Annotated in this window: 23 protein-coding genes and 1 pseudogene; 5 read left to right on the top strand and 19 right to left on the bottom strand. The window is 61.5% G+C overall.

The features are described from left to right. Nucleotides 1–20 precede the first annotated feature (20 nt). Together QM716_RS09365 and QM716_RS09360 are read right to left on the bottom strand one after the other, a co-directional pair. Nucleotides 21–527, bottom strand: a complete 507-nt coding sequence (locus QM716_RS09365; RefSeq protein WP_283303877.1) for a VOC family protein — start codon at nt 525–527, stop codon at nt 21–23. A 77-nt stretch (nt 528–604) separates the two neighbouring features. Further along, nucleotides 605–1,780, bottom strand: a complete 1,176-nt coding sequence (locus QM716_RS09360; RefSeq protein WP_283303876.1) for a GDSL-type esterase/lipase family protein — start codon at nt 1,778–1,780, stop codon at nt 605–607. 107 nt (nt 1,781–1,887) lie between these two features. Here QM716_RS09360 and QM716_RS09355 point away from each other — a divergent pair, with 107 nt between their 5' ends. Further along, on the top strand, nt 1,888–2,502 hold the full coding sequence (locus QM716_RS09355) for a TetR/AcrR family transcriptional regulator (protein ID WP_283303875.1): 615 nt from the start codon (nt 1,888–1,890) through the stop codon (nt 2,500–2,502). Here QM716_RS09355 and QM716_RS09350 read toward each other — a convergent pair. Next, nucleotides 2,489–3,748, bottom strand: a complete 1,260-nt coding sequence (locus tag QM716_RS09350) for an MFS transporter (protein ID WP_283303874.1) — start codon at nt 3,746–3,748, stop codon at nt 2,489–2,491. The genes QM716_RS09355 and QM716_RS09350 overlap by 14 nt on opposite strands. 121 nt (nt 3,749–3,869) lie before the next feature. Between QM716_RS09350 and QM716_RS09345 the strand changes: the two genes are divergently transcribed. Further along, on the top strand, nt 3,870–4,811 hold the full coding sequence (locus QM716_RS09345; RefSeq protein WP_283303873.1) for a LysR family transcriptional regulator: 942 nt from the start codon (nt 3,870–3,872) through the stop codon (nt 4,809–4,811). Here the strand turns inward: QM716_RS09345 and QM716_RS09340 are convergent. Further along, nucleotides 4,803–5,132, bottom strand: coding sequence for a hypothetical protein (locus tag QM716_RS09340; RefSeq protein WP_283303872.1), 330 nt, complete (start codon nt 5,130–5,132; stop codon nt 4,803–4,805). The two genes, QM716_RS09345 and QM716_RS09340, sit on opposite strands and share 9 nt — an antisense overlap. A gap of 182 nt (nt 5,133–5,314) precedes the next feature. On the opposite strand from QM716_RS09340, the gene QM716_RS09335 reads away from it, so the two are divergent. Further along, nucleotides 5,315–6,778, top strand: coding sequence for a glycoside hydrolase family 5 protein (locus QM716_RS09335; RefSeq protein WP_283303871.1), 1,464 nt, complete (start codon nt 5,315–5,317; stop codon nt 6,776–6,778). Nucleotides 6,779–6,830: 52 nt separating this feature from the next. On the opposite strand, the pseudogene QM716_RS09330 reads toward QM716_RS09335, so the two are convergent. Beyond that, nucleotides 6,831–7,415: pseudogene (locus tag QM716_RS09330) on the bottom strand (GAP family protein). 135 nt (nt 7,416–7,550) lie between these two features. Continuing rightward, complete coding sequence (locus QM716_RS09325) at nt 7,551–9,143, bottom strand: D-alanyl-D-alanine carboxypeptidase/D-alanyl-D-alanine-endopeptidase (protein WP_283303870.1); 1,593 nt, start codon at nt 9,141–9,143, stop codon at nt 7,551–7,553. An 86-nt stretch (nt 9,144–9,229) separates the two neighbouring features. Here QM716_RS09325 and QM716_RS09320 point away from each other — a divergent pair, with 86 nt between their 5' ends. Together QM716_RS09320 and QM716_RS09315 are read left to right on the top strand one after the other, a co-directional pair. Next, a complete protein-coding gene (locus QM716_RS09320) occupies nt 9,230–10,555 on the top strand; it encodes a serine hydrolase domain-containing protein (protein WP_283303869.1) in 1,326 nt (441 codons plus the stop codon). A 43-nt stretch (nt 10,556–10,598) separates the two neighbouring features. Further along, entirely contained in the window at nt 10,599–11,237 is a 639-nt protein-coding gene (locus tag QM716_RS09315; protein ID WP_283303868.1) for a PadR family transcriptional regulator, read from the top strand. Nucleotides 11,238–11,715: 478 nt separating this feature from the next. On the opposite strand, the gene QM716_RS09310 is transcribed toward QM716_RS09315, so the two are convergent. The 13 genes from QM716_RS09310 to QM716_RS09255 are packed head-to-tail and all read right to left on the bottom strand — an operon-like array spanning nt 11,716 to nt 23,546. Beyond that, nucleotides 11,716–12,465, bottom strand: coding sequence for a DUF6390 family protein (locus QM716_RS09310; RefSeq protein WP_283303867.1), 750 nt, complete (start codon nt 12,463–12,465; stop codon nt 11,716–11,718). After that, entirely contained in the window at nt 12,465–13,535 is a 1,071-nt protein-coding gene (hypE, locus tag QM716_RS09305; protein WP_283303866.1) for a hydrogenase expression/formation protein HypE, read from the bottom strand. Before hypE ends, QM716_RS09310 begins: the two co-directional genes overlap by 1 nt. Continuing rightward, on the bottom strand, nt 13,525–14,637 hold the full coding sequence (gene hypD, locus QM716_RS09300) for a hydrogenase formation protein HypD (RefSeq protein WP_283303865.1): 1,113 nt from the start codon (nt 14,635–14,637) through the stop codon (nt 13,525–13,527). Before hypD ends, hypE begins: the two co-directional genes overlap by 11 nt. Further along, a complete protein-coding gene (locus tag QM716_RS09295; protein WP_283303864.1) occupies nt 14,634–14,933 on the bottom strand; it encodes a HypC/HybG/HupF family hydrogenase formation chaperone in 300 nt (99 codons plus the stop codon). The genes hypD and QM716_RS09295 overlap by 4 nt, the downstream gene beginning before the upstream one ends. A gap of 16 nt (nt 14,934–14,949) precedes the next feature. Then, the gene (hypF, locus tag QM716_RS09290; RefSeq protein ID WP_283303863.1) at nt 14,950–17,238 is read right to left on the bottom strand and encodes a carbamoyltransferase HypF; all 2,289 of its coding nucleotides are present in this window, start codon (nt 17,236–17,238) and stop codon (nt 14,950–14,952) included. Then, nucleotides 17,235–17,522 (bottom strand): HypC/HybG/HupF family hydrogenase formation chaperone, encoded by a 288-nt coding sequence (locus QM716_RS09285; protein ID WP_283303862.1) that lies wholly within the window; start codon nt 17,520–17,522, stop codon nt 17,235–17,237. The genes hypF and QM716_RS09285 overlap by 4 nt, the downstream gene beginning before the upstream one ends. A 3-nt stretch (nt 17,523–17,525) precedes the next feature. Further along, complete coding sequence (locus QM716_RS09280) at nt 17,526–18,020, bottom strand: hydrogenase maturation protease (protein WP_283303861.1); 495 nt, start codon at nt 18,018–18,020, stop codon at nt 17,526–17,528. A 6-nt stretch (nt 18,021–18,026) separates the two neighbouring features. Continuing rightward, nucleotides 18,027–18,146 carry a DUF6893 family small protein gene (locus QM716_RS29340; protein ID WP_374227973.1) on the bottom strand — a complete coding sequence of 40 codons (120 nt, stop codon included), beginning with the start codon at nt 18,144–18,146 and terminating at the stop codon, nt 18,027–18,029. 49 nt (nt 18,147–18,195) lie between these two features. Further along, nucleotides 18,196–19,575 (bottom strand): hypothetical protein, encoded by a 1,380-nt coding sequence (locus tag QM716_RS09275; RefSeq protein WP_283303860.1) that lies wholly within the window; start codon nt 19,573–19,575, stop codon nt 18,196–18,198. Continuing rightward, nucleotides 19,572–20,210, bottom strand: a complete 639-nt coding sequence (locus tag QM716_RS09270) for a DUF6084 family protein (RefSeq protein ID WP_283303859.1) — start codon at nt 20,208–20,210, stop codon at nt 19,572–19,574. Before QM716_RS09270 ends, QM716_RS09275 begins: the two co-directional genes overlap by 4 nt. Beyond that, nucleotides 20,207–20,827: a DUF5947 family protein gene (locus QM716_RS09265; RefSeq protein ID WP_283303858.1), complete on the bottom strand. Its 621-nt coding sequence runs from the start codon at nt 20,825–20,827 to the stop codon at nt 20,207–20,209. Before QM716_RS09265 ends, QM716_RS09270 begins: the two co-directional genes overlap by 4 nt. Nucleotides 20,828–20,846: 19 nt before the next feature. Continuing rightward, nucleotides 20,847–21,749 (bottom strand): NifU family protein, encoded by a 903-nt coding sequence (locus QM716_RS09260; RefSeq protein WP_283303857.1) that lies wholly within the window; start codon nt 21,747–21,749, stop codon nt 20,847–20,849. A 3-nt stretch (nt 21,750–21,752) separates the two neighbouring features. Next, complete coding sequence (locus QM716_RS09255; protein WP_283303856.1) at nt 21,753–23,546, bottom strand: nickel-dependent hydrogenase large subunit; 1,794 nt, start codon at nt 23,544–23,546, stop codon at nt 21,753–21,755. Nucleotides 23,547–23,575: the final 29 nt, after the last annotated feature.

The following is a 23,575-nucleotide window of genomic DNA, read 5'->3' as shown; positions in this document are numbered from 1 at the left end:
CCACCGCGGCAGACCTCTGCTCAGTCGTCAGGTCCGTCAATTCCCATACCTCGCAGATACTCGGCCTCGGCACTGTTCGGGTCGTACGGACGAGCGGCCGTCATGATCACGCGCGCGTTCTCCGGTGTCACAATCTCCAACTCCAGTGAATTCCACGGCCTCAGGTGTGGACCGCTGGTGCATCCGGGCCGCAGTTCCTCACACGCCTTTGCTATCTGATCGATCTGACTCAGCACACACGCAAAGCTCACACTGACGGACGGTGGCGACGCTACCCGCTCGCCGAGCACGAGCAGAACGTCTTGAAATGCCCAGCGGCGCAAGTGCGTCAGTCGATCCGGTACCGAAAAGAGGTCGAAGAAACCGAGCCCGCGGATCCAGAAGTCGGCCGATTCGGCCAGATCCGAAGTCGGAACCGACACGAACATCGGCATACCGTAGAGACCTCGGAACTGTTCCGGGGGCGCGGCATCGTTTGTGGGGACAGGGACGGGGCTGATGTCGAATGCTGGGTAAGTATCGGTCATGAAGTCATCGTGAGCCCTCACGCTACGTCAGGGTCAAATCGTGTGAACTCAGATCGAACCAGATTGCGCGATCACTCCTAGCCGGCGAATACACCGTCGTCTGCGAATACACGTTGGGCAAAGCGTTCGCCGATGAGACGGTGCGTCGCAGCGTCCGGATGGAGTTGATCGGGAAGCGGCAACTCTTCGTTCTCGGCCGCACCGTAGAGATCGCACCCGTCGACGTAATGCAGATTGGGATCATCGATCGCTCGCTGGGTTACGATGCGCGCCAACTCTTCCCGAACAGAGCGCAGCGTCAGCTTTCCGGCTGCACGCTCGGCGGGATCTCCGGTAGCAACGAATCGCAGTTCGCCTCGTGCAAGCGCGTCGAAATCGAAAGCACCAGGTCCCGGCGTGTCCTCGTGAATCGGGCAATAGACCGGTGAAACGATCAGGAGTGGAGCCACCGGGTGACCGTCGCGGACCGTGTCGAGGAAGCCGTGCACTGCCGATGTGAAGGCCCGCAGGCGCATCACGTCGGAGTTGACCAGATTGATGCCCATCTTGATGCTGATCAGGTCAGCTGCGGTGTCTCGCATCGCGCGGGCGGTGTACTGGTCCAGCAGCGCGCTGCCGCTGAACCCGAGGTTGATCAGATCCACTCCGCCGAGGGAGGCTGCAAGAGCGGGCCAAGTGCGGGAGGGACTTTCAGCGCCGGAGCCTTGACTGATCGAGCTCCCGTGATGGAGCCACACGCGACGCTTCGTGTCGACCGCGAGTTCGAGTGGGGCGTCGGTCCGCAATGCGACAAGTTCGGTGGTTTCGTTGTGCGGCAACCATATCTCGACGGTCTTGGATCGCGCAGGCAGGTCCGGGAAACGGATGGTGCTGACGGGCCCGGACTGCCTCTGAGCGGTACCGGTGGCCATGTCGATCGTCACCGTGTTGCCGCCCGTAGCGATTGCGTGCCCGGCTGGTTCGCCGTCGACGATCAGGTCGTACACCCCTTGCGGTCGTGGTGGGGCACCGGTGTAAATCATTTTCGTGGGCAGAGTGTCGAGTTCGATGGCCGTAGCGCTGGTTCGGAACACCAGCCGCACTCCGGACGGTTGTGATTGCGCCATTGCCATCTGCCCGTCAGCGAATTGTGTGCGAGCTCTGGCGGGCAGACGGTGTGTCAGCACACCTCGGTCGGTCCGCTCGAGCTCGAGGGCTCCGCGCACGATGTTCTCGGAAATTGCGGTAGTAATCCAGCTGCTCTGGCTGTTCATCTCATTCACCTGTAGTTAGGTCGCGAAAATTTTAACTACAGCACACTGTAATTTGCCTATACTATTTAGGCAAGCGGTTTACTTCTCGACGAACAGGACCAACGGACATGCCTCGCGCAGGACTCACACCCGAACGACTCGCCAAGGCGGGTGCCGAATTGGCCGACGAGATGGGATTCGAACAGGTGACCGTATCGGCAGTCGCCAGAGCGTTCGACGTCAAGGTTGCAAGCCTGTACTCCCACGTGAAGAGTTCGAACGACCTCAAAACCAGAATCGCACTGCTCGCTTTGGAAGAGATGGCCGACCAGGCTGCCGACGCCGTGGCCGGTCGGTCCGGCGGCGACGCCTTGACCACCTTCGCGAACGTGTACCGCAACTACGCGAGGGCGCACCCCGGCCGATACGCCGCGTCACAGATGCACCTCACACCGGAGGCCGCGGCCGCGAGCGCGGGCTTCAGACACTCACAGATGATGCGATCAATTCTGCGCGGGTACAACCTCACCGATCTCGATCAGACCCACGCAGTTCGATTGCTCGGCAGCGTTTTCCATGGGTACGCCAGCCTAGAGTTGGGTGGATCGTTCAGCCACAGCGCACCGGACAGCGCCGAAAGCTGGTCCAGGATCCTCGAGGCACTCGATTCGATGCTGACCAATTGGCCCGCTCCGCAGAAGCGAGAATCGAACGAAGGAAACACCTCCATCAGCGAGGAGTAGCGCCCTCCGTCTCCTTTTCCCCCGGCGTTCGTCGAGGTTCGGAGGCACTGCGGACGAGCAAGATCGGCGTAACAAGTAGCAGGACACCGGAAATGACAATTGCAGCATGCGTACCCGTGAACACCGCCAATACACCCCACCCGGCAGTGAGCAGTGCGATGACGGCCTTGCTGGTCACTGACCAGGCCGTCAGAACGCGGGCCACACGATCGGTCGCAACCCGTTCGAGTCGGTAGGTCGCGAAGATCGGATTGAAAACTCCCATGCAAGCGATCAAGACGAATTCAACTGCGATGACAACCACCAGTCCGCCGACACCTGGGGCGACGAACACAAGTCCAACCGGCCAGCAGGCTCGCAGGACACCGGAGACGATCATTACTCTGCGTCGCCCGTACCGCGCGACCAGCCGCGGAGCCGACCGAGCGCCGATCAAGCCACCGAGGCACGGAAGGCCGAATGCAAGACCGTACTGCCAAGGCGAGAACCCGAGTTCGCCCACGAGCAGAACAACGAGCAGTGGTTCGGTCGCCATGATGAGTGCGTTGACCAAGACCGTGTTGAAAAAGAGTGGCCGCAGTTCGGAGTCGGCGAGGATGAATCTCCAACCGTCGAACATCGCCTTCAGAGTCGGCGTCGGTTCGTCGCGCCGATCGGGGCGAACTTCCTGTCCTCGGATGGCATACAACCCGACTGCCGAGGCCAGGAATGAACCGGCGTTGGCGATCACCGTGACAACCGGACCCAACAATCCGATTGCTGCACCACCCAGCGGCGGACCAACTGCGGTCGCAGCCCACATCGTGGATTCGAACTTCCCGTTGGCGACCAGAAGTTGCGAGGGTTTCACCAGGTACTTGAGATAGGCGCCGCTTGCTGCCATGAATGCGATATCGGCAGCCGCAACAACGATCGAGACCAACAGCAGCAGCGTGAATGTCAACCAGCCCAGGGCAAATGCCACCGGGACGCAAATCAGTGCACAAAACCGCACAAGGTCCGTCGTGATCATCACTGGCCGCTTGCGGAGGAATTCGACCTTCCCGCCGAGAGGTACTGCAATCACGGCACCGACTGCCAGCCCGGCGGCCGCGAGCATGGACACCTGGAAGGTGCTGACATCGAGAACCTGGATCGCGATCAGGGGTAGAGCACCGAATCCCACCCAGGTGCCGACCGTGCTGGAGACGTACGCGAACCACAGCCACCCGAATTCTCGACCAAGTCGCACGTTTTCAGCTTCCACGTCCACCCCCTGTGACCACCGATATTCGACAACGAGGATCGAATCACAGCCGTGTGACCTGTAGCAATCAACTGCGAGGCGTCCGTGCCACAACCATCGGTCGTGTACTTATCATCGAGAGATGGACTTCGACACCTTGCGAACTTTCGTCGTGGCAGCCGATCTCGGGCAGTTTCAAGCAGCAGCAGACGAGCTGTCGATCAGCCAGCAGGCGGCTTCCAAGCGGATCATCGCGCTGGAACGAGAATTGGATGTCCGACTGTTCAACCGCACGCCGAGGGGCGCACAGATCACGATCGACGGGCAGGCGCTTTTGCCCCATGCACGCGAATTCCTTCGAGTACACGAGCGAGCCGTCGCCTCTGTGCATCCGGGCCGGCGTGCACTGCGCGTCGATGTCCTCAACCGTCGGATCGCGCCAGCCGTTCTGATCCAGGACTTCTACCGCGCCAACCCCGGGATCGACCTCGACGTAGTCACTCTGTCTACCTCGAACGCCGATGCCGCGATCGCAGCCGTCAGATCCGGCGCGATCGACGCGACCATCCGCGCGGTGACGAAGACGAGCCGTGAAATACCTGGCGGCATCAGAATTACCGGCCTACTCGAGGATCCACTCCAAGTCTTGGTCGGACCTTCGCACCCCTTCGCCGGGTCGCCGTCCGTCACCCCGACTCAACTCGCCGATCACCGGATCTGGATTCCCGGCATCGTCCCAGGCACCGAGTGGTCCGAGTACTACGACCAACTCTCGTCCACATTCGGACTTACGATTGATGCGATCGGCCCAAACTTCGGAACCGAGGCACTCCTCGACGCAATCGCCGAATCTGCCGAGTTGGCAACACTTGTCGGCCAAGGAGATCGATACCTCTGGCCCGCCGGTTACGACTTGCGACGCATTCCCCTCCACAACCCAACGCCCGTATACCCACACTCACTGATCTGGCGGGAGGACAATCCGCATCCGGTTCTCGATATCCTTCTCAACTATCTCGAGAGCAAGCACGAAGCGCGTCAGACAACCGACACATGGGCTCCGACGCCTGTCATCTCACACTGACGGTTGGGTCGCATCGACGGATTGCGCGAAGGCAGCAAACACTCGATCAATGTTCTTTCGATGCTTCCCCCAGTCAAGGAACTGCGTGCTGAGCGCCGAACTACTGGTGACCGCCACCGCGGACCCACCTGGCGAAGGACGCACCTCGATCACCACGTGCTCGCCCCAACTCGACAAGCTGATGTTCGAGGTTGACTGCAGCGCTGTGGGGCCGACCTGCCTCACGTTGCCGAACATGGCCGTCAACGTGTTGTGCCCCAACGCGAAAGCCATCTCGGGAGGAAGGCGAAAAGTATAGATCTGCGTCCGAGAGAGTGCCACGCGCTGAGTCTAATTCACCGCCAGTCCCGTCCGGGCGACGCCTCGTGTGCCCAATTCCAGATAGACCGAGTGACGCGTGCGGCAAACTATGCCCATTGAGCACAGCGCAAAGCGGCCCACACAATGGCGTTGTCACGCTAGCCTCATCTCGGAATTGGACGTTTGTCTAGAAAGGTTTACGGATGCGCGCGCTGCTGCTTGCCACCCTTGCAATCCTGGCACTTCAGATTGCAGCTCCGGCCGCTCACGCCGCACCACCGGAATCGGGCTGGTCTCTCCCCCAACTGACCGTCGCAGATCGCACGATCAAGGACGTCGACGGACGAACGGTGTTGCTCCGCGGCGTGAACGCCAACGGGCTCAACGACTACGCAACCAACGGCACCGGACTACCCACCGTTACGCCGCTGGGACGAACGGACTTCGCGCACATGGCAGCGCTGGGCTTCAACGTCGTACGACTCAACGTCGCGTGGTCACTCCTCGAACCGACCCGCGGTGCATTCGACACTGCGTACGTCGACCGCATTCGCGCAGCGGTCGAGGATGCGAAAGACCACGGCATCTACACCGTTCTCGACATGCATCAGGACGCATGGGGCCCGTACGTCGGCACCCCGAGCGACCAGTCGTGCCCGTCATTCATGCGGCCGGGAGTCGGCTGGGACGGCGCACCCGAGTGGGCAACCCTGACCGGCGGATGGACAACCTGCAACATCGGCGGGCTCCGGGAAGCTGCACCGGCGATCGCCCATGCCTTCCAGGCGTTTTACGACGACGAGCAAGGAATCCAGAGTCGTTTGGTGGCGACGTGGGCGAAGTTGGCCGCGGAGTTCAAGAACGAAACCGCGGTGGCCGGATACGACCTGTTGAACGAACCGAACCCCGGCCTGCGTGACCCCTTCACCGCCGCTGATCAGATCGGGCAGTTCTACCAGCGCGCCACCGACGCCATCCGGCAAGCCGAAGCAGGCGGGTTCCCGCACCTCGTGTTCTTCGAACCCAGCGCGATCTGGTCGGCATTCGGCTTCGACGCACTGCCCCCGCGCAAGTACCTGACCGATCCCCTGGTGGTGTTCTCACCGCACCTCTACAGCGAATCAATCACGGTCAGTAGCGAATTCCCCGCGATCGAAGACGGATTTCGGATCGCCGACCGCGCCGCCGCCTGGTACGACGCCCCGTTGTGGACGGGCGAATGGGGTTGGTTCGGGGACGCCGATGAGCAGGGAGCAGACGTCGACCGCTTCGTCGATGCCACCGACAAGTACCGGATGGGCGGCGCGTGGTGGTCGTGGACACAGGCGTGCGGTGACCCCCACCCGGTTCGCGACGGAAATACCCACCAGCCACAGGGAAATCTGAATCGCATCGACTGCCCGTCCGGTGAATCACTCGGGCTCGTAGAGGGATTCGCAGTGCCACTCTCGCGAGCGTATCCGCGGGCAGCACCCGGAGTGCTGACAGAGGTATCGCGTGACGGGTTTACCGGGAGCGGCATCGGACGGGTCGAGGCCTGGTACCCCGGCGCCCACCAGCCACAGCTCGAGATCACGAATCTCGCCGACGTCCGACTGTCCCCGATCGAGGGCGGATGGCAACTGATCGGCCACGCCGACGGCGACTACGCGGTGAAGCCAGCCTGATCGGAAAATCACCCCAGGAATCCTGAGCTCAAAGCAGGTGAACGAACGGGTTTCAGAAGATCCCGCCGATTCCTCTGACGATCAGAACAACTCCGACGACCAAGATCAACACACTCATCACCGTGGTGTTGTTATCTTGGAGCCAGACCTTGAGCCTGGCCAACGGCTCGCGCAGGCGATCGGCAGCCACCAGGTATCCGATGACCGGGATCGCGACAGTTGAACTGGCGATGACCGTGAAGACGAGGATCGAGGTGATCACTCCGCTGGTCGCCAGCGACGCCGAACCGATCGACACTCCGGCCGCGATGCACATGAACAGGTTCTTCGGGTTGATCGCGGCGAGCGCGAATCCGAGGCCCAATCCCTTGACCGCGGTCATCTCGTCGATGGCTTGCATCCACTTCGGTGTTTCGTGTTCGCCGCTGCGCCCCCGCCACTGCTTGACCCCGACCGTCAACAGGAGGACACCGAGGGCTAGTTTGATCCACGAAACCGTGGCGGACGGTCCATCATCTGCGACGCTGGTGCTACCCGCTCACTTGGAGAGCAACATCAAGATAGTGGCGATGACGGCTACCAGCGACACGGCGACACCGACGGCTATGGGGAGGAGATCTCCGATAACGGAACCCATGTCAAAACTCGTTTCTCATCGGGACGCAGTCGATACCGCTGCGCGCCAATGCTGACACTCCGTGCGCCTACATCGTTCGTGCCTCATTCGAAAGGAATGAGTGCCCGAACCGCCGGACCTCTGTCTCGTCCCGTGTCAGCTCGTCTGTGCTTGTTGGAACGCAGCGGCAACACCGCCCACGTCACCCCCGACTTGGAAGACTCCACGAGGCAGATCGGGAAACACTGCATCGCTGACGGCTACGACGAACAGAAGTCGGCGATCGTCGGGGGTGATCATGTAACCCGAGAGCGCCTGAAGGGTGACGATCAACCTGCCGGTGTCGGGTTCGACGTCGGCGGATGTTCCCGTCTTACCGATGACCATCCCCTTCGCGGGGCTGTCGGTTCCGACGCCGGACAGTGAACCTCGCTCACCGAGCACCGGTTGACCTGCCCAGAAGTCGTCCGCCCAGGGCTGCTGGTCCACCCAGTCGAGCCAGTCGACGACTGCCGCGGGTGTCGCTTGCGACGGATCTCCGCCCTGACCGTCCATGACCACAAGATCGGAAGCTGCAATACCTGCTTTCTCCGCGAGTGCCCGGACGGTAGGTAAACCGTCACTGCACGACGATGATCCTGCTGCTACCGCCAACAGACATAAGAACGTGTTGGCGCCGGTGTTGTAGCTGGTTGCGAGGATCATCCCTCCCGACTGCGAAAGTGGTGCCGATTGCAGGTTCGCGACTTGTCGACTGCCGGCATATGTCCGATCGGCCGGCAGAGCAGCTGCGTTGTTGGTACGAGATACCGTCGCGACTTCGATTCCGTTGCGACGCAGTACTTCTACGAACAGATGACGGGCCCAAGTAGCTGCATCGGTGATGCGATAGACAGTCAGCGAGGTCTTTCCAGCCGGTACCGAACCGGTCACGTTGATCTGGGTGGGATCGGACGGATCGGCTGCCGCCTTCAGGGTCGAGTCGCTACCTTCTTCACCGGTGGTGACCTGCGCATCGACGCGGAACAGGCTGTTTCCGGGGAGCATGTCGATGGTGGCGGGCTCACCTACCGCACCCGGGCTCGCCTGGATATCGACGAGGTTGTCGTTGACGAAGATCGACGGGACGAGGCCTTCGACGGTTGCGTAGGTGTCCCACAGACGAGGGTCGACAAGGACGTCGCCGTTGACACGAGTGATGCCGGAGCCGGCTACTTGTCGTGCGAGATCGTTCAGGCCCGCAAGGGGGTCGCCGGGCGCGAGAACGGCTCCGGGTAGGGCGTCTGCGTACACGTGGTCGATGCCGTCGGTGGCGAAGTCGAAGCGGCCTTGTGCCGCATTGCGCCCGCCGAGCGCAAGGTCTCCGGAGCCGACGAGCACGAGATCTCCGGTGAGGGTGCCGTCGACGGGAACGGAGGTGGCATATACGGGGGTCGTGACGGTGTGGTCCACGCCGAGGGTGTCGTAGGCGGTGCCGACGGTGAAATGTTTGGTCTGTGAGGCCAGAAACATCGAGTTGTCAGCGTTGTTGCTGTAGATCACCTCGTCTGTGTCGGGGTCGACTACGAGATACGACCACCGAGCCATGGCGTATGGATCGGTGGTCATGATGCGGGTTGCCTCCTGCGGAATTTGCTGCGCGGGAGCCGATGCGACATCGGAATTCGACGGCTGCGCCGAACATGCAGTGAGGACTACGCCGACGCTGACCAAGGCAGCGAAGGCACGAGCTGATGCGGTGTACGGCATGGACGCTCCTGAGGATGCATGACTGATTTGTCGTAATTTACTGCAAAGTGCAGCATGCAGAGTGCAGTATCGCTTAAAGTCAGTTCATGAACTCTGATGGGAAGTCGACGTCACGACACGACGTCAAGGTTCGCAAAGTGGCCGTGGTCGGCATCGCCACGGCGTTATTGCTCTCAGCCTGTTCGTCCGCAACCGATTCCGCGTCCCCCTCCTCGTCAGCGCCGACCTCCGCCGGATCTGCGGACAGCGCTGTCTTGTCTTTCGACAGCGCTGCAATGGATTCCGTCGTCTCCGAGAAGGCGGAGGAGTTCCGCGAGATCGCGATGGTGGTCATGATCACGACACCGACGCAGAAGTACGTCAACACGTGGGGTTCGGTCCGAGAAGGTGTGAACGAACCTCCCACGCTGGACACCAAGGTTCGCGTGGGCTCGAACACCAAGACCTGGACCGGCACGGCAATCCTGCAGTTGGTCGACGAGGGCAAGCTGGCGGTAACCGATCCGGTCAGCAAGTTCCGCCCCGATGTCCCCAACGGGGACAACATCACAATCGGCAACCTACTCGACATGCGTAGCGGCCTGTACAACTACACCGAAACCCTCGAGCTCAACCGGGCGCTCGACGAGCAACCGGAACGAGTGTGGGCACCCGAGGAGCTACTGGCGATGGGCCTGAGCCAGCCGCCGTATTTCGCGCCCGGCACCGGCTACCACTACTCCAACACCAACACCGTTCTACTCGGCTTGATCGCCGAGAAGCTCGACGGCAAGCCGATTCAGCAGATCTTCGCGGACCGATTCTTCGGGCCACTCGCACTGACCGGGACATCGTTTCCTGCCAACACCGACACCAGCATCCCGACGCCTTATGCAGACGGCTACACCTACAGTGGAAACGTCGAAACGCTCGGCGAAGGCAAACAAGCGCTCCCGCAATCTCGCCTCGACGCGATCGCTGCAGGCACCGAAAGACCGACCGACACCACGATGCACAATCCTTCGTGGACGTGGTCCGCAGGTCAGGGAATCTCGACTGCGAACGACATGGCGACATGGGTCAAAGCTCTAGGCACCGGGTCACTCCTCACTCCGGCCACACACGAGCTGCGTTTGAACAGTGTGCAACCCACAGATGGCGAAGGATCTGCGGGATACGGATACGGCATCGCTCAAATGGGTCCGATGTACGGCCATATCGGCGAACTTCCCGGCTACAACTCCTTCATGGGGTACGACCCGGTCAACGATGTGACCATGGTGGTGTGGGGAAATCTGGCACCAACCGCTGAGGGTTTCGCGCCGGCGTCTGCCGTCGCTGGAGCGCTCGTCCCCTTCATCTACGGCAAACCCGCACAGGATGCATCCGACGACATCGCCGACACCGAGGATGCGAACGGCGAAGGGAAGTAACACTTGTAGGCTTGGATGCCAACCGCGGAGCGAAGGGAGCCATGTGGCTCAGCGTGATCTCACACCCACCTCGTACATGATCCTGGGACTGCTGACAGCCAAGGACTGGTCCGCATACGAAATCGCCGAGCAGGTCGGACGCGGGGTCGCCGAATTGTGGCCAACCGCCGACCGACAGCGATACAACGCCCCCAAAATACTGCTCGAGCGCGGCCTGGTCACGGCCACCACGGTCACAAAAGGAACTCAGCGCTCCCGCACCGTCTACTCCATCACCGACGAAGGCCGAACCGCGTTGAGCGACTGGCTCGCCACCCAGTCCACGCCGCCGGCCTTGCAGTTCGAAGGCATGATCCGCGTGATCTTCGCCCACCAAGGGACGATCGACGACCTGCGGTCCAACCTGACCACCATGCGCGAACAGGCAACTCAATCCCGAAGTCTGTTCGTTTCACACGCACAACGAATTTCGGCCCCCGAAGCCGGCACGCTCCCCCAACAAAATCACCTGATGGCACTGGCCAACCGATTCATGATCGGCCATTTCAACCACATCGCAGAATGGGCCGACTGGGCATTGGAAGAAACTGCAGACTGGCCCGACACCGTGCAACCCGCAACAACCCACCGCAAGCGCACCCTCTCCACCCTCGCCCGTGCGATAGACGACGGAAGCAGCTAGCTTCCGCAGGGAAGATCGTAGAAGGCCGGCACGACGGTATCGGCCGTCCGGCAGATACTGTCCCATCACTGTCTTCTCGTCGCCGGGCGTCTTGGTATCGTGCGCGGCGCGACTGAAGTCATTGGCCGGCAACATGTTCCGCATGATCAGAAGGGAATCGTCTAGATGCCCTGCACCATCGCCGGCCGGCGAGAGCGACAGCCATGACACCCACATTCCTTCGTAGCGTTCGCAGGTCGGTCTTCAGGCAGCGACGAAATAATCGTGTAACGACCCTACGCATCAGTGGCCATCTGCTCGTCGAACAGACACGTGGCCACCTTCGTCGTCGCCAGCGATTCATTGCTGCTTCCCGGACGGAGGTTACGGTGAATTGTCACTCGCAAGGCGCGCCTCGCAAGTGGGAATGCCCTCGCGGCGATGTAGTACTCGTTCCTTCCCAGCCCTTTGGCATTCATCGCCGAGGGGGAACTGACGATCACGTATCGGTCGACAGCATCTGGTTCGCGATCTGCAATGCCGAGTCTTCGGCGGCATCCAAGGCAAGTGACTGCTCTGCAGTGATGGTGTCGCACAGCCAATCCCAGTGCATCGTCACCACGGCGCCCTGAACTGGCGTAGCCGCAAGTGAGCGGCCGTCTACGCTCCATCGCACTCGCTGCGTTACCGGCGTGCCGCGTGCGAGTTGCTCACCGTCGAACTCGAGCGGGGAGGAAACCACCAACGCGTGCTCCTCGCCGACGTCCTCGACCACTCCCCACCTGATCCGACAATTCTGGAGGACGGACAGTGGGACCGTACCGCGCTTCCGAAGAAGTTTGACCCACGGATATACCAGAAGTACGTGAAAGCTGTGGTGCGCGAGCGCGCGGTAACGATGCCCGAGGACGGGGAGGAAGCCGGTGTTCTCGCGTTCACCGAAGGCCGTTCTCAGGTGCTGCAACAACTTCCCCGAATCGAGAGAGTCGAGGAGATCCCCTCCCACCCAATAAGCTTCGATCACTCGCGGATCCAGGGGGTCGTCGATGCCCGCACTTACGGCCAATGCCTCGAGATACGGCCACGCACCGTCGAATTGACGGGCGCGGTCACGGGCGCCAATCGCCAAGATGCCGTGGGCCTGTCGAAGCAACACTGAAGAATCATCGGGTCCGCAGTAACCCAACTCGTTCGGCGGATACGCGTAACGAGCAAACAACACCGGCCCGTCCGTACCGACAGCAGTCATCAGCAAATCCGCGGAAGTTGTTCACCCGCCGGCAAATCCACAACCCGATTGCCTCCCAATGCCGTACGGGCCACCACCATTCCGCGATGTTCGGCCACGCACTCCCCGATTACGGCAGCTCCCACACTCAGTGGATTGCCGCGCATCGCTTCCAGAACTCGGTCGGCATCTTCGCGTGGAACAAAAGCGATCAACTTGCCCTCGTTTGCGACGTACAACGGATCCAAGCCGAGTAGCCCACAGGCATCGCGCACGTCAGCGGGAATCGGCAGATCTCGCTCCACCAGCGCAACCCCGATGTTCGACGCCTGAGCGATCTCGTTGAGGGTCGCGGCAACTCCGCCCCGGGTAGGGTCGCGCAAGACATGGATGTCGACGCCGGTGGCAATCATGTCGGCGACCACGCCGTTCAAGGCAGCGCAATCACTGCGCACCTCGGTCCCGAATTCGAGACCTTCGCGACAACTCATCACGGCCACCCCGTGAACACCGATGTCGCCGCTGACTATCACGACGTCACCTACTTGTGCGCGGGTGGGGTTGATGTCCACACCATCGGCGACAATCCCGATTCCCGCGGTGTTGATGAAAACTCCGTCGCCGTGACCGGCATCGACAACCTTGGTATCACCCGTCACCAGTCGGACGCCGGCAACGTGAGCGGCCTGCCCGAGTGCCTTCGCGATTCCCGCGATGTCGGTCAGCGCGGTCCCTTCCTCGAGGATGAATGCCGTCGACATCACCAACGGCTGCGCTCCCGCCATCGCCAGGTCGTTCACCGTTCCGTTGACAGCAAGGTCACCGATCGTTCCGCCGGGAAACACCATGGGTTTCACGACGTACGAGTCGGTCGAGAAGGCGAGCCGCACCCCGCCGACGTCGAATACGGCCGAGTCACCGAGTTCTGCATCGGCAGCGCTTCCGAACGAGGGCAGGAACAGGTGCTCGATGAGCTCGGCGGACATCGCTCCCCCACCACCGTGCCCCATGACGATGTTCGGCGAATCACGCAGCGGCAGTGGGCAGACCCACGCCGACAAGTCCACGACAGCGGTCTCCTCAGCCGGCATGACCCGCCTCCTGAAGTTCCAGGCGCCGGTACAGGTAGTACGCAGCGCACGCCCCCTCGGACGACACCATCGTGGCACCGAGCGGATTCCGCGGAGTGCATTCCTTCCCGAACGCACTGCACTCGTGTGGCTTGATCAAGCCCTGCAACACTTCTCCGGAACGGCAGACGCTCGACTCGTCAGTATGGATATCGGTCACCGAAAAACGCTCCTCCGCATCAAAATGCGCATACTTCGGTGCCAACTGCCAACCGCTGTCCGGGATCGATCCGATGCCGCGCCATGTCCGATCCGACACCGCGAATACGTCCTCGAGCATCGCCTTCGCTGCAGTGTTGCCCTCGGCCGTGACAGCACGGGCGTAGGCATTTTCGACCTCGTATCGACCCGATTCCAACTGCAGCACCGTCTTTCTGATGCCCTCCAGCAGATCCAGCGGCTCGAATCCGGTGACGACGATCGGGACCTTGTACTTCGCGGCGAGCGCCGGGTACTCCGACGTTCCCATCACACTGCACACATGCCCGGCCGCCAGAAATGCCTGCACGCGGCACTCTGGCGAATCCATGATCGCGGCCATTGCCGGCGGGACCAGAACGTGCGAGACGAGTAGCGAGAAGTTCTCGATACCCAGACGATTGGCCTGATAGACGGTCATGGCGTTGGCCGGCGCGGTGGTCTCGAATCCGATCCCGAAGAACACCACTTGCCGGTCCGGATTCTCTTTGGCAATAGTCAGTGCATCCAACGGTGAGTACACCACGCGCACGTCGCCGCCTGCGCTCTTGATCCGAAACAGATCCGACGAACTCCCTGGAACTCGCAACATGTCCCCGAAGGAGCAGAAAATGACACCGGGTCGTGCCGCGATTTCGAGAGCTTTGTCGATGATCTCGAGCGGGGTGACGCAGACCGGGCATCCGGGTCCGTGGATCATCTCGATCTGTTGCGGAAGTAGTTGATCGATGCCGTGTCTGATGATCGAGTGTGTCTGACCACCACACACTTCCATGATCGCCCATCGCCGTGTGGCCAGCGCGCGGATCTGATCCAGCAGTTTGCCGGCCAGTTCCGGATCGGAGAACTCGTCCAGATACTTCATGATTCCGTCTCCTTCGGTTCGATCCCCGCGGCCCGGGCAGCCCTTTCGAACCCGTCACCGAATTCCTCTTCGAGTACGCCGAGGTGCTCGAATTCCGCCAGCGTGCTGCGTGCGGATTTCTCGTCGAGTCGCTGGATGGCAAATCCGACGTGCACTACGACGTACTCGCCGACTTGGGCGCCCGGAATGTACTCGAGGCACACTTCTTTTCGGACGCCACCGAAGTTCACCACCGACATCGTCGTTCCGTCGCGTTCCTCCAGGGACTCGATACGTCCTGGTACGGCTAGGCACATGGCACAACTCCTGACCTCATGACGAACTCCCGACCAGCACTTGGCCGTAGGCGAGACCGCCGTCGTTCGGTGGTAACTCCAGTCCTGTCAACGGCGTGAATCCAGCGTCTTCGAGCAGAGCACACGCCCGAACGAGCAGGAGAGGGTTCTGGAAGACACCTCCGGTGAGTACTACCTCGTCCACTCCCGCCAGTTCCCGGCCACGAATTGCCCATTCGAGCACCAGGTGCGCTACGGATTCGTGGAAACGGGCGCCGATCACGTCGGCGGGCACCTTCTCCCGGAGATCGCGGACAACAGCCCGAATGACCGACCGCGGATCTGCTGTCCACGAATCGTCGTCCGACAGCATCCAGTCGAAGGTGTACCGCGAACCGGCGCTGTCGACTCCCCTCGAAATCCCCTCCAACTCGATGGCAGCCTGCGCTTCGTAGTCGACGCTCTGCCGAACCCCGGTCAGCGAGGAGACTGCGTCGAACAACCGCCCCATGCTGGAGGTGCCCACACACCCGAAACCGGTCTCCAACTGATGAAGTAGGACCGACTGCTCTCGGGGCGGACAGGCTGCCACCGGCGCGAGGTCGGATTCCCAGTCCAACCCGGCATGCCACAGGTGGGCGAGCGCCATTCGGTACGGTCGTTCCACTCCGGCATCGCCCCCGGGCAGCGGTACGTATCCCAGATGCGCGAGACGGCGATAACCCTTGTAGGTCGCCAGCAGTAATTCCCCTCCCCACACTGCGCCGTCCGCCCCGTAGCCAGTGCCGTCGAACGCTATCCCGAGAACTGGTTCGCTCCCGTCCCGGCCGTTCTCCCCCATCACGGAAGCCACATGTGCGTGGTGATGCCCGACGACGCGCACCGGTCGGTCACCACTACGACAGCGAGCCCAAGAGGACGAGCGATACCGCGGATGCTCGTCACAGGCAATCAGGTGCGGCACTACTCCCGTGATCGATTCGAAGTGACTCTCCGACGCAGCAAAACTGTCGATAACAGCGAGGTCGCTCATGTCTCCGATGTGCTGACTCGGCCACACATATCCGCCCTCTGCAAGACAGAAGGTGTTCTTCAGATCGGCCCCGACCGCCAAGGTAGGCGGTACGTCGAACGGCGCGGTGACGGGCAGCGGTGCATATCCGCGCGAGCGACGGAGCAACTGCCGTCGACTGGCCACTATTCGCATCACCGAGTCGTCACACGGCATCAAGATCGGACGATTGTGGGTCAATACCCCGTCTGCCAGGTCACCCACTCGTTCGAGATGGTTGTCGGAGTACAGAATCGGCTCTCCACCGATGTTCGCCGATGTCATGACCAACACCGCCGGGCCCGTAGCGTCTCCGGCCAAACCTAGAAGAAGATGCTGAATCGGGTTGTAGGCCAGCATGATTCCGATATCCGGGATGCCGGGGGCAACCAAGGGCGAAAGCGCGTAGCCAGACGCTTTGGCAACCAGCACTATCGGGCGCTCTCGGGAGCACATGGCATCGGCCCCGGCATCGTCGATCGCACCCAACTCTCTGGCTTCTCGCACATCTCGCACCATCACCGCCAACGGCTTGCTTGCTCGGTGCTTGCATTCACGCAATTCGTGAACCACGCGATCATCGCGTGCATCGCAGGCCAGGTGGAACCCTCCAATTCCCTTGACCGCAAGAATTTTCCCGTCTCGTAGTAGCGATCGAGCTCGTAGCAGTGCGGCCTCGCCGGTCACCGCGTCCGTGCCCCGTTCCACGAATGAGAGCGTCGGACCGCACTCCGGGCAGGCAATCGGTTGCGCGTGAAACCGGCGGTCCGAGGGATCCACGTACTCCGCCGCACAGTTCGCGCACAACGGGAACCGTTTCATCGTCGTGGCGGCCCGGTCGTAGGGCAGCGACTCGATGATCGTGAATCGTGGACCACAATTGGTACAGGTGATGAAGGGATGACGAAATCGCCGATCGCCGGGATCGGTCAGTTCCCGGAGGCAATCGTCGCAGATCCCGACGTCGGCCGGCGCCAAGGTTCGCCCGACCGACCCCGCATCCGTCTCGATTATGCAAAACCCCTGACGACCTACCGGTCGCGAGTCTTCGCGCTCTATCGACTCCACCCGTGCCAGCGGTGGGGGGCGGTGTCGCACCCGAGCGACAAATGCATCGATTGCCTCTCCGTCGCCTTCGATCTCGATTACAACACCGAGAGCAGAATTTCCCACCGAACCCGACAGTCCCAGTTCGGTGGCAGTCGAATGAACGAACGGCCGGAATCCCACCCCCTGGACTACGCCACGAACGATGACACGACTTGCGATCATCATGTCCCGACCTCACCCGTATGGGTATCGGAGTCGTCGATCGCACCGTCATGACCACCACGGCCCATCAATTCGAGGCCGGCCCGGGCTTGGCGCGCTCCCTGCTCGTCGACCTTCTCGACTGCGAAGCCCATGTGGATCACCACCCAGTCACCTGCGGTGACGGTGCCTTCGTCGAGCATTCCGATGTTGACCTTGCGTGGTGCACCTTCCACGTCGACGAGGGCGAGTTGACCGCCGTATCCGTGCAGTAGTTCGCGTACCCGTCCTGGAATCCCCAGACACATGACTCACACCTCCGGCCTCAATGTGGTGGCATCGCAATCCACGTCGATCGACCTGACGAGTGCCATCACCGCAGAGGCGGCTTGCCCGACCGAATCACGCATCTCTGCACTCAATCCGATTCCGTCGCCAATCGATTTCGCGTGTGCCCCCACCACGAACGTCCGTGGAAGTGTTCCGCCGAGGGCTTGCAGGCTTGCAAACACCGAACTCGGATGCATCGAGTGCGCATCGAAACCTCCTCGCGGGCCTTCACTTTCGGGGTCCACTTCGATGATCGCGAGCTTACCCGGGACTCCGGTCACCGGTAAGGCATCGATCAGCACCAGCGCGTCCCAGGACTCCAACAAGTCGTATGCCAAATGCACGCCCCGAATCCCGTAGTCGACCAGGCGAGCTCCCGACGGAAGATTCTCATGCTGCAACGCCCGAACAACTTCGGGGCCGAATCCGTCGTCTTCGAGAAATATGTTTCCGACACCTGCAATCAGCACGCGCACAGCGCTTTACATCTTTCGCATTCGCAGATAACGCTGAATGTCCGGCATCGACACCACCAGAACGACCGCGGCTGCGATCGCGGTGGCGCCGAGAAGTGCCGTCGACAGCAATCCCATGTTCCTCATGGCGAGTACTCCTCTCGATAGCTGTGAAGTCCGATAGCAGTGAAGTACGTCAACTCGCGCTGTCTCGCGGCATCGGCTCTATCTCGTCCGGCGCGAAGTACAGGTAGCGGCCGTACCAGTTGTGCAGATCGGCGGCCGGATCGTCCAAGAGTGTCACCCCAACATGAATGTCGCCGTCCACGTCTTCATGAATGGTGGCGACGTGGGCGATCCGGCCGTCGAAGAACAAGTCCTGAGCATCAGCGCGACGTGAGGGGTGAAGGCGAACTGTACTTCCACCAGAGACGCGGACGCCGTTGATCAGAACGGCGTCGGTGCGTGGTTGAACACTGGTGTCGGCTTCCGGGGTCCACCAGTCCATGCCGTCAGGCACCTCGGGTATCAGATCAGAACCGGCGTGCGAATCTCGCAGCACACCGTGCAGGCCGGCTAGATCGTCGTCCGTCAAGCGCTCACATCGGTCGATGATGTCGGCAGCTTTGGAGTCGGTTGCCCGCGCCCGCGCCTTTTCCTCGTCGGTCATGGCAAGGATTCTCAGGGTGAGAATTTCGTCGATCTCCGTCGAGTCGAAGAGAGATCCCTCGCTCTGCGGCGCAATCTCGGGAAAGTCGTACAAGATGATCGGTGACACCAGAACGGTGGGCGATGTACCGGGGCGACTCGGGTCCTCGGTCCCCGCAAGCACCGGATAACAGCGATTTTGCCGCAGCGGCTCCGAATGATCTGCTTCTTCGAACAACGACAGAAACCTCGAGCCGGTGCAGTTCAAAATGACGTGAGTGCCGAGCATCGATTGCGCCGTGGCTGTGCCCTTGTCCTTTGCGTCGACGCTCGTGGCGTTCCCGATCTTCACGGAAATCACCGTGCGTGCGCCGCCTGCAGAGGCGCCCGCTGCCAAGAAGCCATTCACTGGTAGCCGTGTCCGAACGATCCGTCCGACCACCCTGCCGAGAGAATCCGACAGAGTCTCTCCGTCGACAACTCCCGCCGCACAGAAGGTTTCTTCGACGCCGGCGTCGAGGTCGTCCATACCCCACGGACCCAAGACGATCTCGGATTCGGTGGCTTCGTCCCACGAGATCGACTCGCGCTCGTCGACTACCAACCGATCGACCGGGATCCACGCGCCGCCGGCGCCGAGTCGTTCAACCGTCCGTGACTGGTGGTGCAGAAATCTCACAGTCGCAGTCACTTCGACGGGGCCGACATCAGGGCCGCTCCCCTCGGCTTCACCGAGCAGACATTGCGCGGACATCGACGATTCCTCGCCGACTCCGACCTCGGCGGCGCCTGGCGGTCCGAGAACCCCGAACTGCCAACGGGATTGATTCTTCGCCGAGCCGGCCCGGTAGGGATAGAGAAGATATCCCTCGTAGAGGACAGCGTCGGCCACGGCCCGAACGTCGTGATCCATCTCAGTTCGGGTCATCGCTGCACCTGGCTCGCCGTCAGCAACTGCCGCATGGCTGAATCGAGGTCCGTGAGGCCGTGCGCTGCCTTGAATCGCACGAGATCGGCAATCGTCTCATGGTCGAGGCGTACCCAACCAGAGGCCGGATAATGCGTGGCCATCAGCTGTTTCCACACTTCGACCGGCAGTTCGTAGGCAGCAGATCTGTCCCACGGGATCTGCTGGACCGAGAAACCACGCGGTCCGTCGGTGAATACCGTGCCGCTCAGTAGAACCACGATCGGAATCGTTCCGTCACAGAGTGCGTGCATGTACTTCGACGCCGTCACCGAGAAGTCGTACGTACACGCCATGGGTAAGGCCGCGACCGTGGTTCCGGTGAATCCTTGAACGACCGTGGAGCATTCCATCCACAGGAAGGTGCGCAGCGTACTCGACCAACGCTCCCGCGGACCGAAGAGATCGCGCAGGGCGTCTCCTTCCGCGTCGGAGTACGGTCGGCGGTGCGGTTCGATTCGAACCTGCGCGCGCAGAGCCACCGCACGGACGGTCTTGCCGGTGGATTCCGACATCCTCAATCTCACCGTCAGATTCGGCGTAACCGCGTACGGTTCCACCTCCACGTTGTCGACCGAGAAGTCGAGAACAGTCATGCCGACCTGCTTCGCGCCTCGACGCGCCCGAAGAACTCGTCCACTGCGCGTGCGGCATCCTGGCCACCGTCGAATCCGCGCCACACAGTACGCAACCGTCCCACCAGTTCGTAACAGGCGTCGATGGGAACAACAAAGCATCTCGGCGATTGTCCTGACGTGGGCACGGACACTATCAAGGCTTCGACGTCGGCCCGCATCTGCGAGAGCCCCGGATTCTCCTCGAGCACAGTCTCGAACGAGTCGATGGGCAACTCGGATTCGGTAGCTCCGGCCGGCCCCGGGTAGAAGACTATGTGCTTGTCGAGGAGTGAGTTTCGAAAGAAGAATGCCAGGCCGACGGGGATTTCCAGGGACTCCCACCGGCCAGGTCCCAGGTCGAAGTTCGGAAATTCGAGATACCGATCGGGAACCGCTTTGTATCGAAGGTCCGCGTCGACCGGCGCAAAGAGTAGATAGCAGGGACGGCACACGCACATCAGGCTCCGGACCTGTACGTCCACGACGTGTTGGTGTTCGTCACCTATGCCCGCCGCGCACATCTCACACCGCGGTCCGGTCGGAACGGCACGCGTCGAGGCGATTCGTGTGAGCACTTCTCCCACAGTGACTTTCATGACCGGACTTCATTCACGGCTAGGTCACCGGAATCACTGAATCGTCAGCAAGCGCGACTGAGAGCACTCCGTCGCGAATCAGCACCGGCACAGGCGCCAGGTGCTCGGAGCCGGTGCCCACCCGCGCTCCCGCTCCGTACACACTGAAGTGGGCAGAGCACGTCGGACAGGTCAGAACGGCGGCGTCTTGGGCAGGTCGGCCCATCATGCGTTCGAGCACAGCCCCCGCCATCGAGTGCTCACACACTGGGCAATGGTCGCGATACGCGTACAGATCGTCACCGGAGCGACAGACCAGCAGATCGGTGCCCGAGACCCGGAACCCCGCGACCTCACCCACGTCGACTTCGGCAAACTCGGGGACCTCCACCCAGTGCGCACCTCCCCCGCCGGCGTGTACGTGCGAGAACAGGGACTCGACCGAGATCACACCCGACTTCACCTCGTGAGGGTCGGGTGTTTCGACGTCTATTCCGGTGGTCTCGGGTGCCGCCGCCTGCACCGCATCCTGGACGGCGGTTTCGAGGGTGACCGAGGACGAAGGACAGCTGTTACAGCTCCCGAGAAGCCGTAGTCGCACCACACCGCCCGCCACCTCGATCAGTTCGACGTCACCTCCGTGCGAACCGAGGTACGGACGCACGCTGTCGAGCGCAGTGCGTACGCGGGTCTCGACGTCGTGCGGGTGAAGTCCGTGCACCAGTAGCAGGCTGGACACCAGATCGTCGCGAACCATCGCATCCATCGTGGCCGGGTCCGCCAGCGCGACGGTGCGTTCGAGTGCTGCGCCGTACAACTGCACGACCTCACGCACCAGTTGCTCGGCGCGATCTCTGGCCACCGGTCCTGCACCGGCATTGGCCTGCAACAACGTCTCGATGCGCTCACCTGCTCCGCGCCAGTAGTCGGCCGATTGTTCCATCGATCACTCCCCGGTCACGGACTGCGTCGGCGAGTGCAACTTCTCCAGGGTCTTGCCGCCGCCGAGGTACATGTGAACGCCGCACGGCAGGCAGGGATCGAAACTACGCACGGTCCGCATGATGTCGATGCCCTTGAAGTGGTCTCGATCATTCTCCTCGAATATCGGCTGGCCCTGCACGGCGTCCTCGTATGGACCGGGGGTCCCGTAGCTGTCGCGCGGGCTCGCATTCCACGGTGTCGGTGGGTACGGGTGATAGTTCGCGATCTTTCCGTCACGAATCACCATGTGATGTGAGAGAACTCCGCGGACGGCTTCGGTGAATCCGCAGCCGATACCCTCGTCCGGGACCTCGAACGACTCCCATGTCTTGGTGCGGCCGGCCCGGATCTCGACAAGCGCCTTCTCGGCGAAATGAAGGGCGGCGGCCGCTGCATAAGCCTGGAAATAGGTTCGCGCACGGTTTCTTTCGAGAGTATTGCTGCCATGCTCTGGGATTTTCCACTCCAGCGAGACCGGACCCTTCAACGCTGTTTTCGGAAGATTGATCTTCACACTGTGTCCGGTCGACTCGAGGTATCCGATGTCGACCAGGCCGGCAAGAGCGGTGCTCCACAGACGGGCCAATGCTCCCCCTCCGGTGTCCAGAGCGAGATTGTCTTTTCCGTCGAACCATCGCGGTGACATGACCCAGCTGTACTTGTCCTCGAGGTTCCGCTTCTGCGGGTGTGGGTTGGTGTGTTGATTCCAGGGGTGCCTGCGATCGACCGGGTTACCCAGCGGATCGGTTTTGACGAACATCTCCTGATCACTCCAGTCCTCGTAATACGAGGAACCCAGCATGATTCGGATACCGAGGTTGATGTCCACCAGATCTGTGGTGACCAACTTTCCGTCGACGACCACACCGGGAGTGACAAACATCTTCCGGCCCCAGTCGGTCATGTCCTTGTACGAGAAATTGCAGTACTCGGGGTCTTGGAACGAACCCCAACAACCCAGCAAGGTCCGCCGCAGGCCTACCTTTTCGTAACCAGGTAGCGCCTCGTAAAAGAAGTCGAACAGGTCATCGTGCATGGGCACGACCTTCTTCATGAATTCGACGTACCGCATCAGCCGCGACATGTAGTCCGTCATCAGTTCGATCGTCGCGACCGTGCCGACGCCACCGGGATAGAGCGTCGACGGGTGGACGTGCCTACCCTCCATCAGGCAGAACATTTCACGAGTCGAACGCGAGACTTGCAGCGCTTCGCGATAGAACTCGCCCGTGAAGGGATTGAGAGTCCGCATGATGTCGGCGATCGTGCGATAACCATGCTGGTCCTCGTGCGGGCAGCGAGTGTTCTCCGCCTGCGCCAGCACGCCGGGATTCGTCTCGGAGACCATCTTCTCGCAGTAATCGACCGCGACCAGATTCTCTTGAAAGATGTTGTGGTCGAACATGTACTCGGCGGCCTCGCCGAGGTTGACGATCCACTCGCCCAGATGCGGCGGCTTGACGCCGTACGCCATGTTCTGTGCGTAGCACGAGCACGTGGCGTGATTGTCACCGCAGATGCCGCAGATACGGCTGGTGATGAAATGTGCGTCGCGAGGGTCCTTCCCCTTCATGAACAGGGAATACCCACGAAAGATCGACGACGTGCTGTGGCACTCCACCACTTCGCGATTGGCGAAGTCGATCTTGGTGTAGATGCCCAGGCTACCGACGATTCGGGTGATGGGGTCCCACGCCATCTCGACAAGACCGTCGCGGTCCGCAGTCGAGGTGGGTTCGGGAACGATGGCCGTCATTGCAGTGCCTCCCAGAGACTTTGCTCACG

Origin of the sequence: Rhodococcus sp. IEGM 1409, assembly GCF_030056735.1 — a bacterium.
In the GTDB taxonomy this organism is placed as follows: Bacteria; Actinomycetota; Actinomycetes; order Mycobacteriales; family Mycobacteriaceae; genus Rhodococcus_F.
The sequence above is the reverse complement of the archived record's forward strand: the minus strand, read 5'-3'. Positions and strand labels throughout refer to the sequence as shown.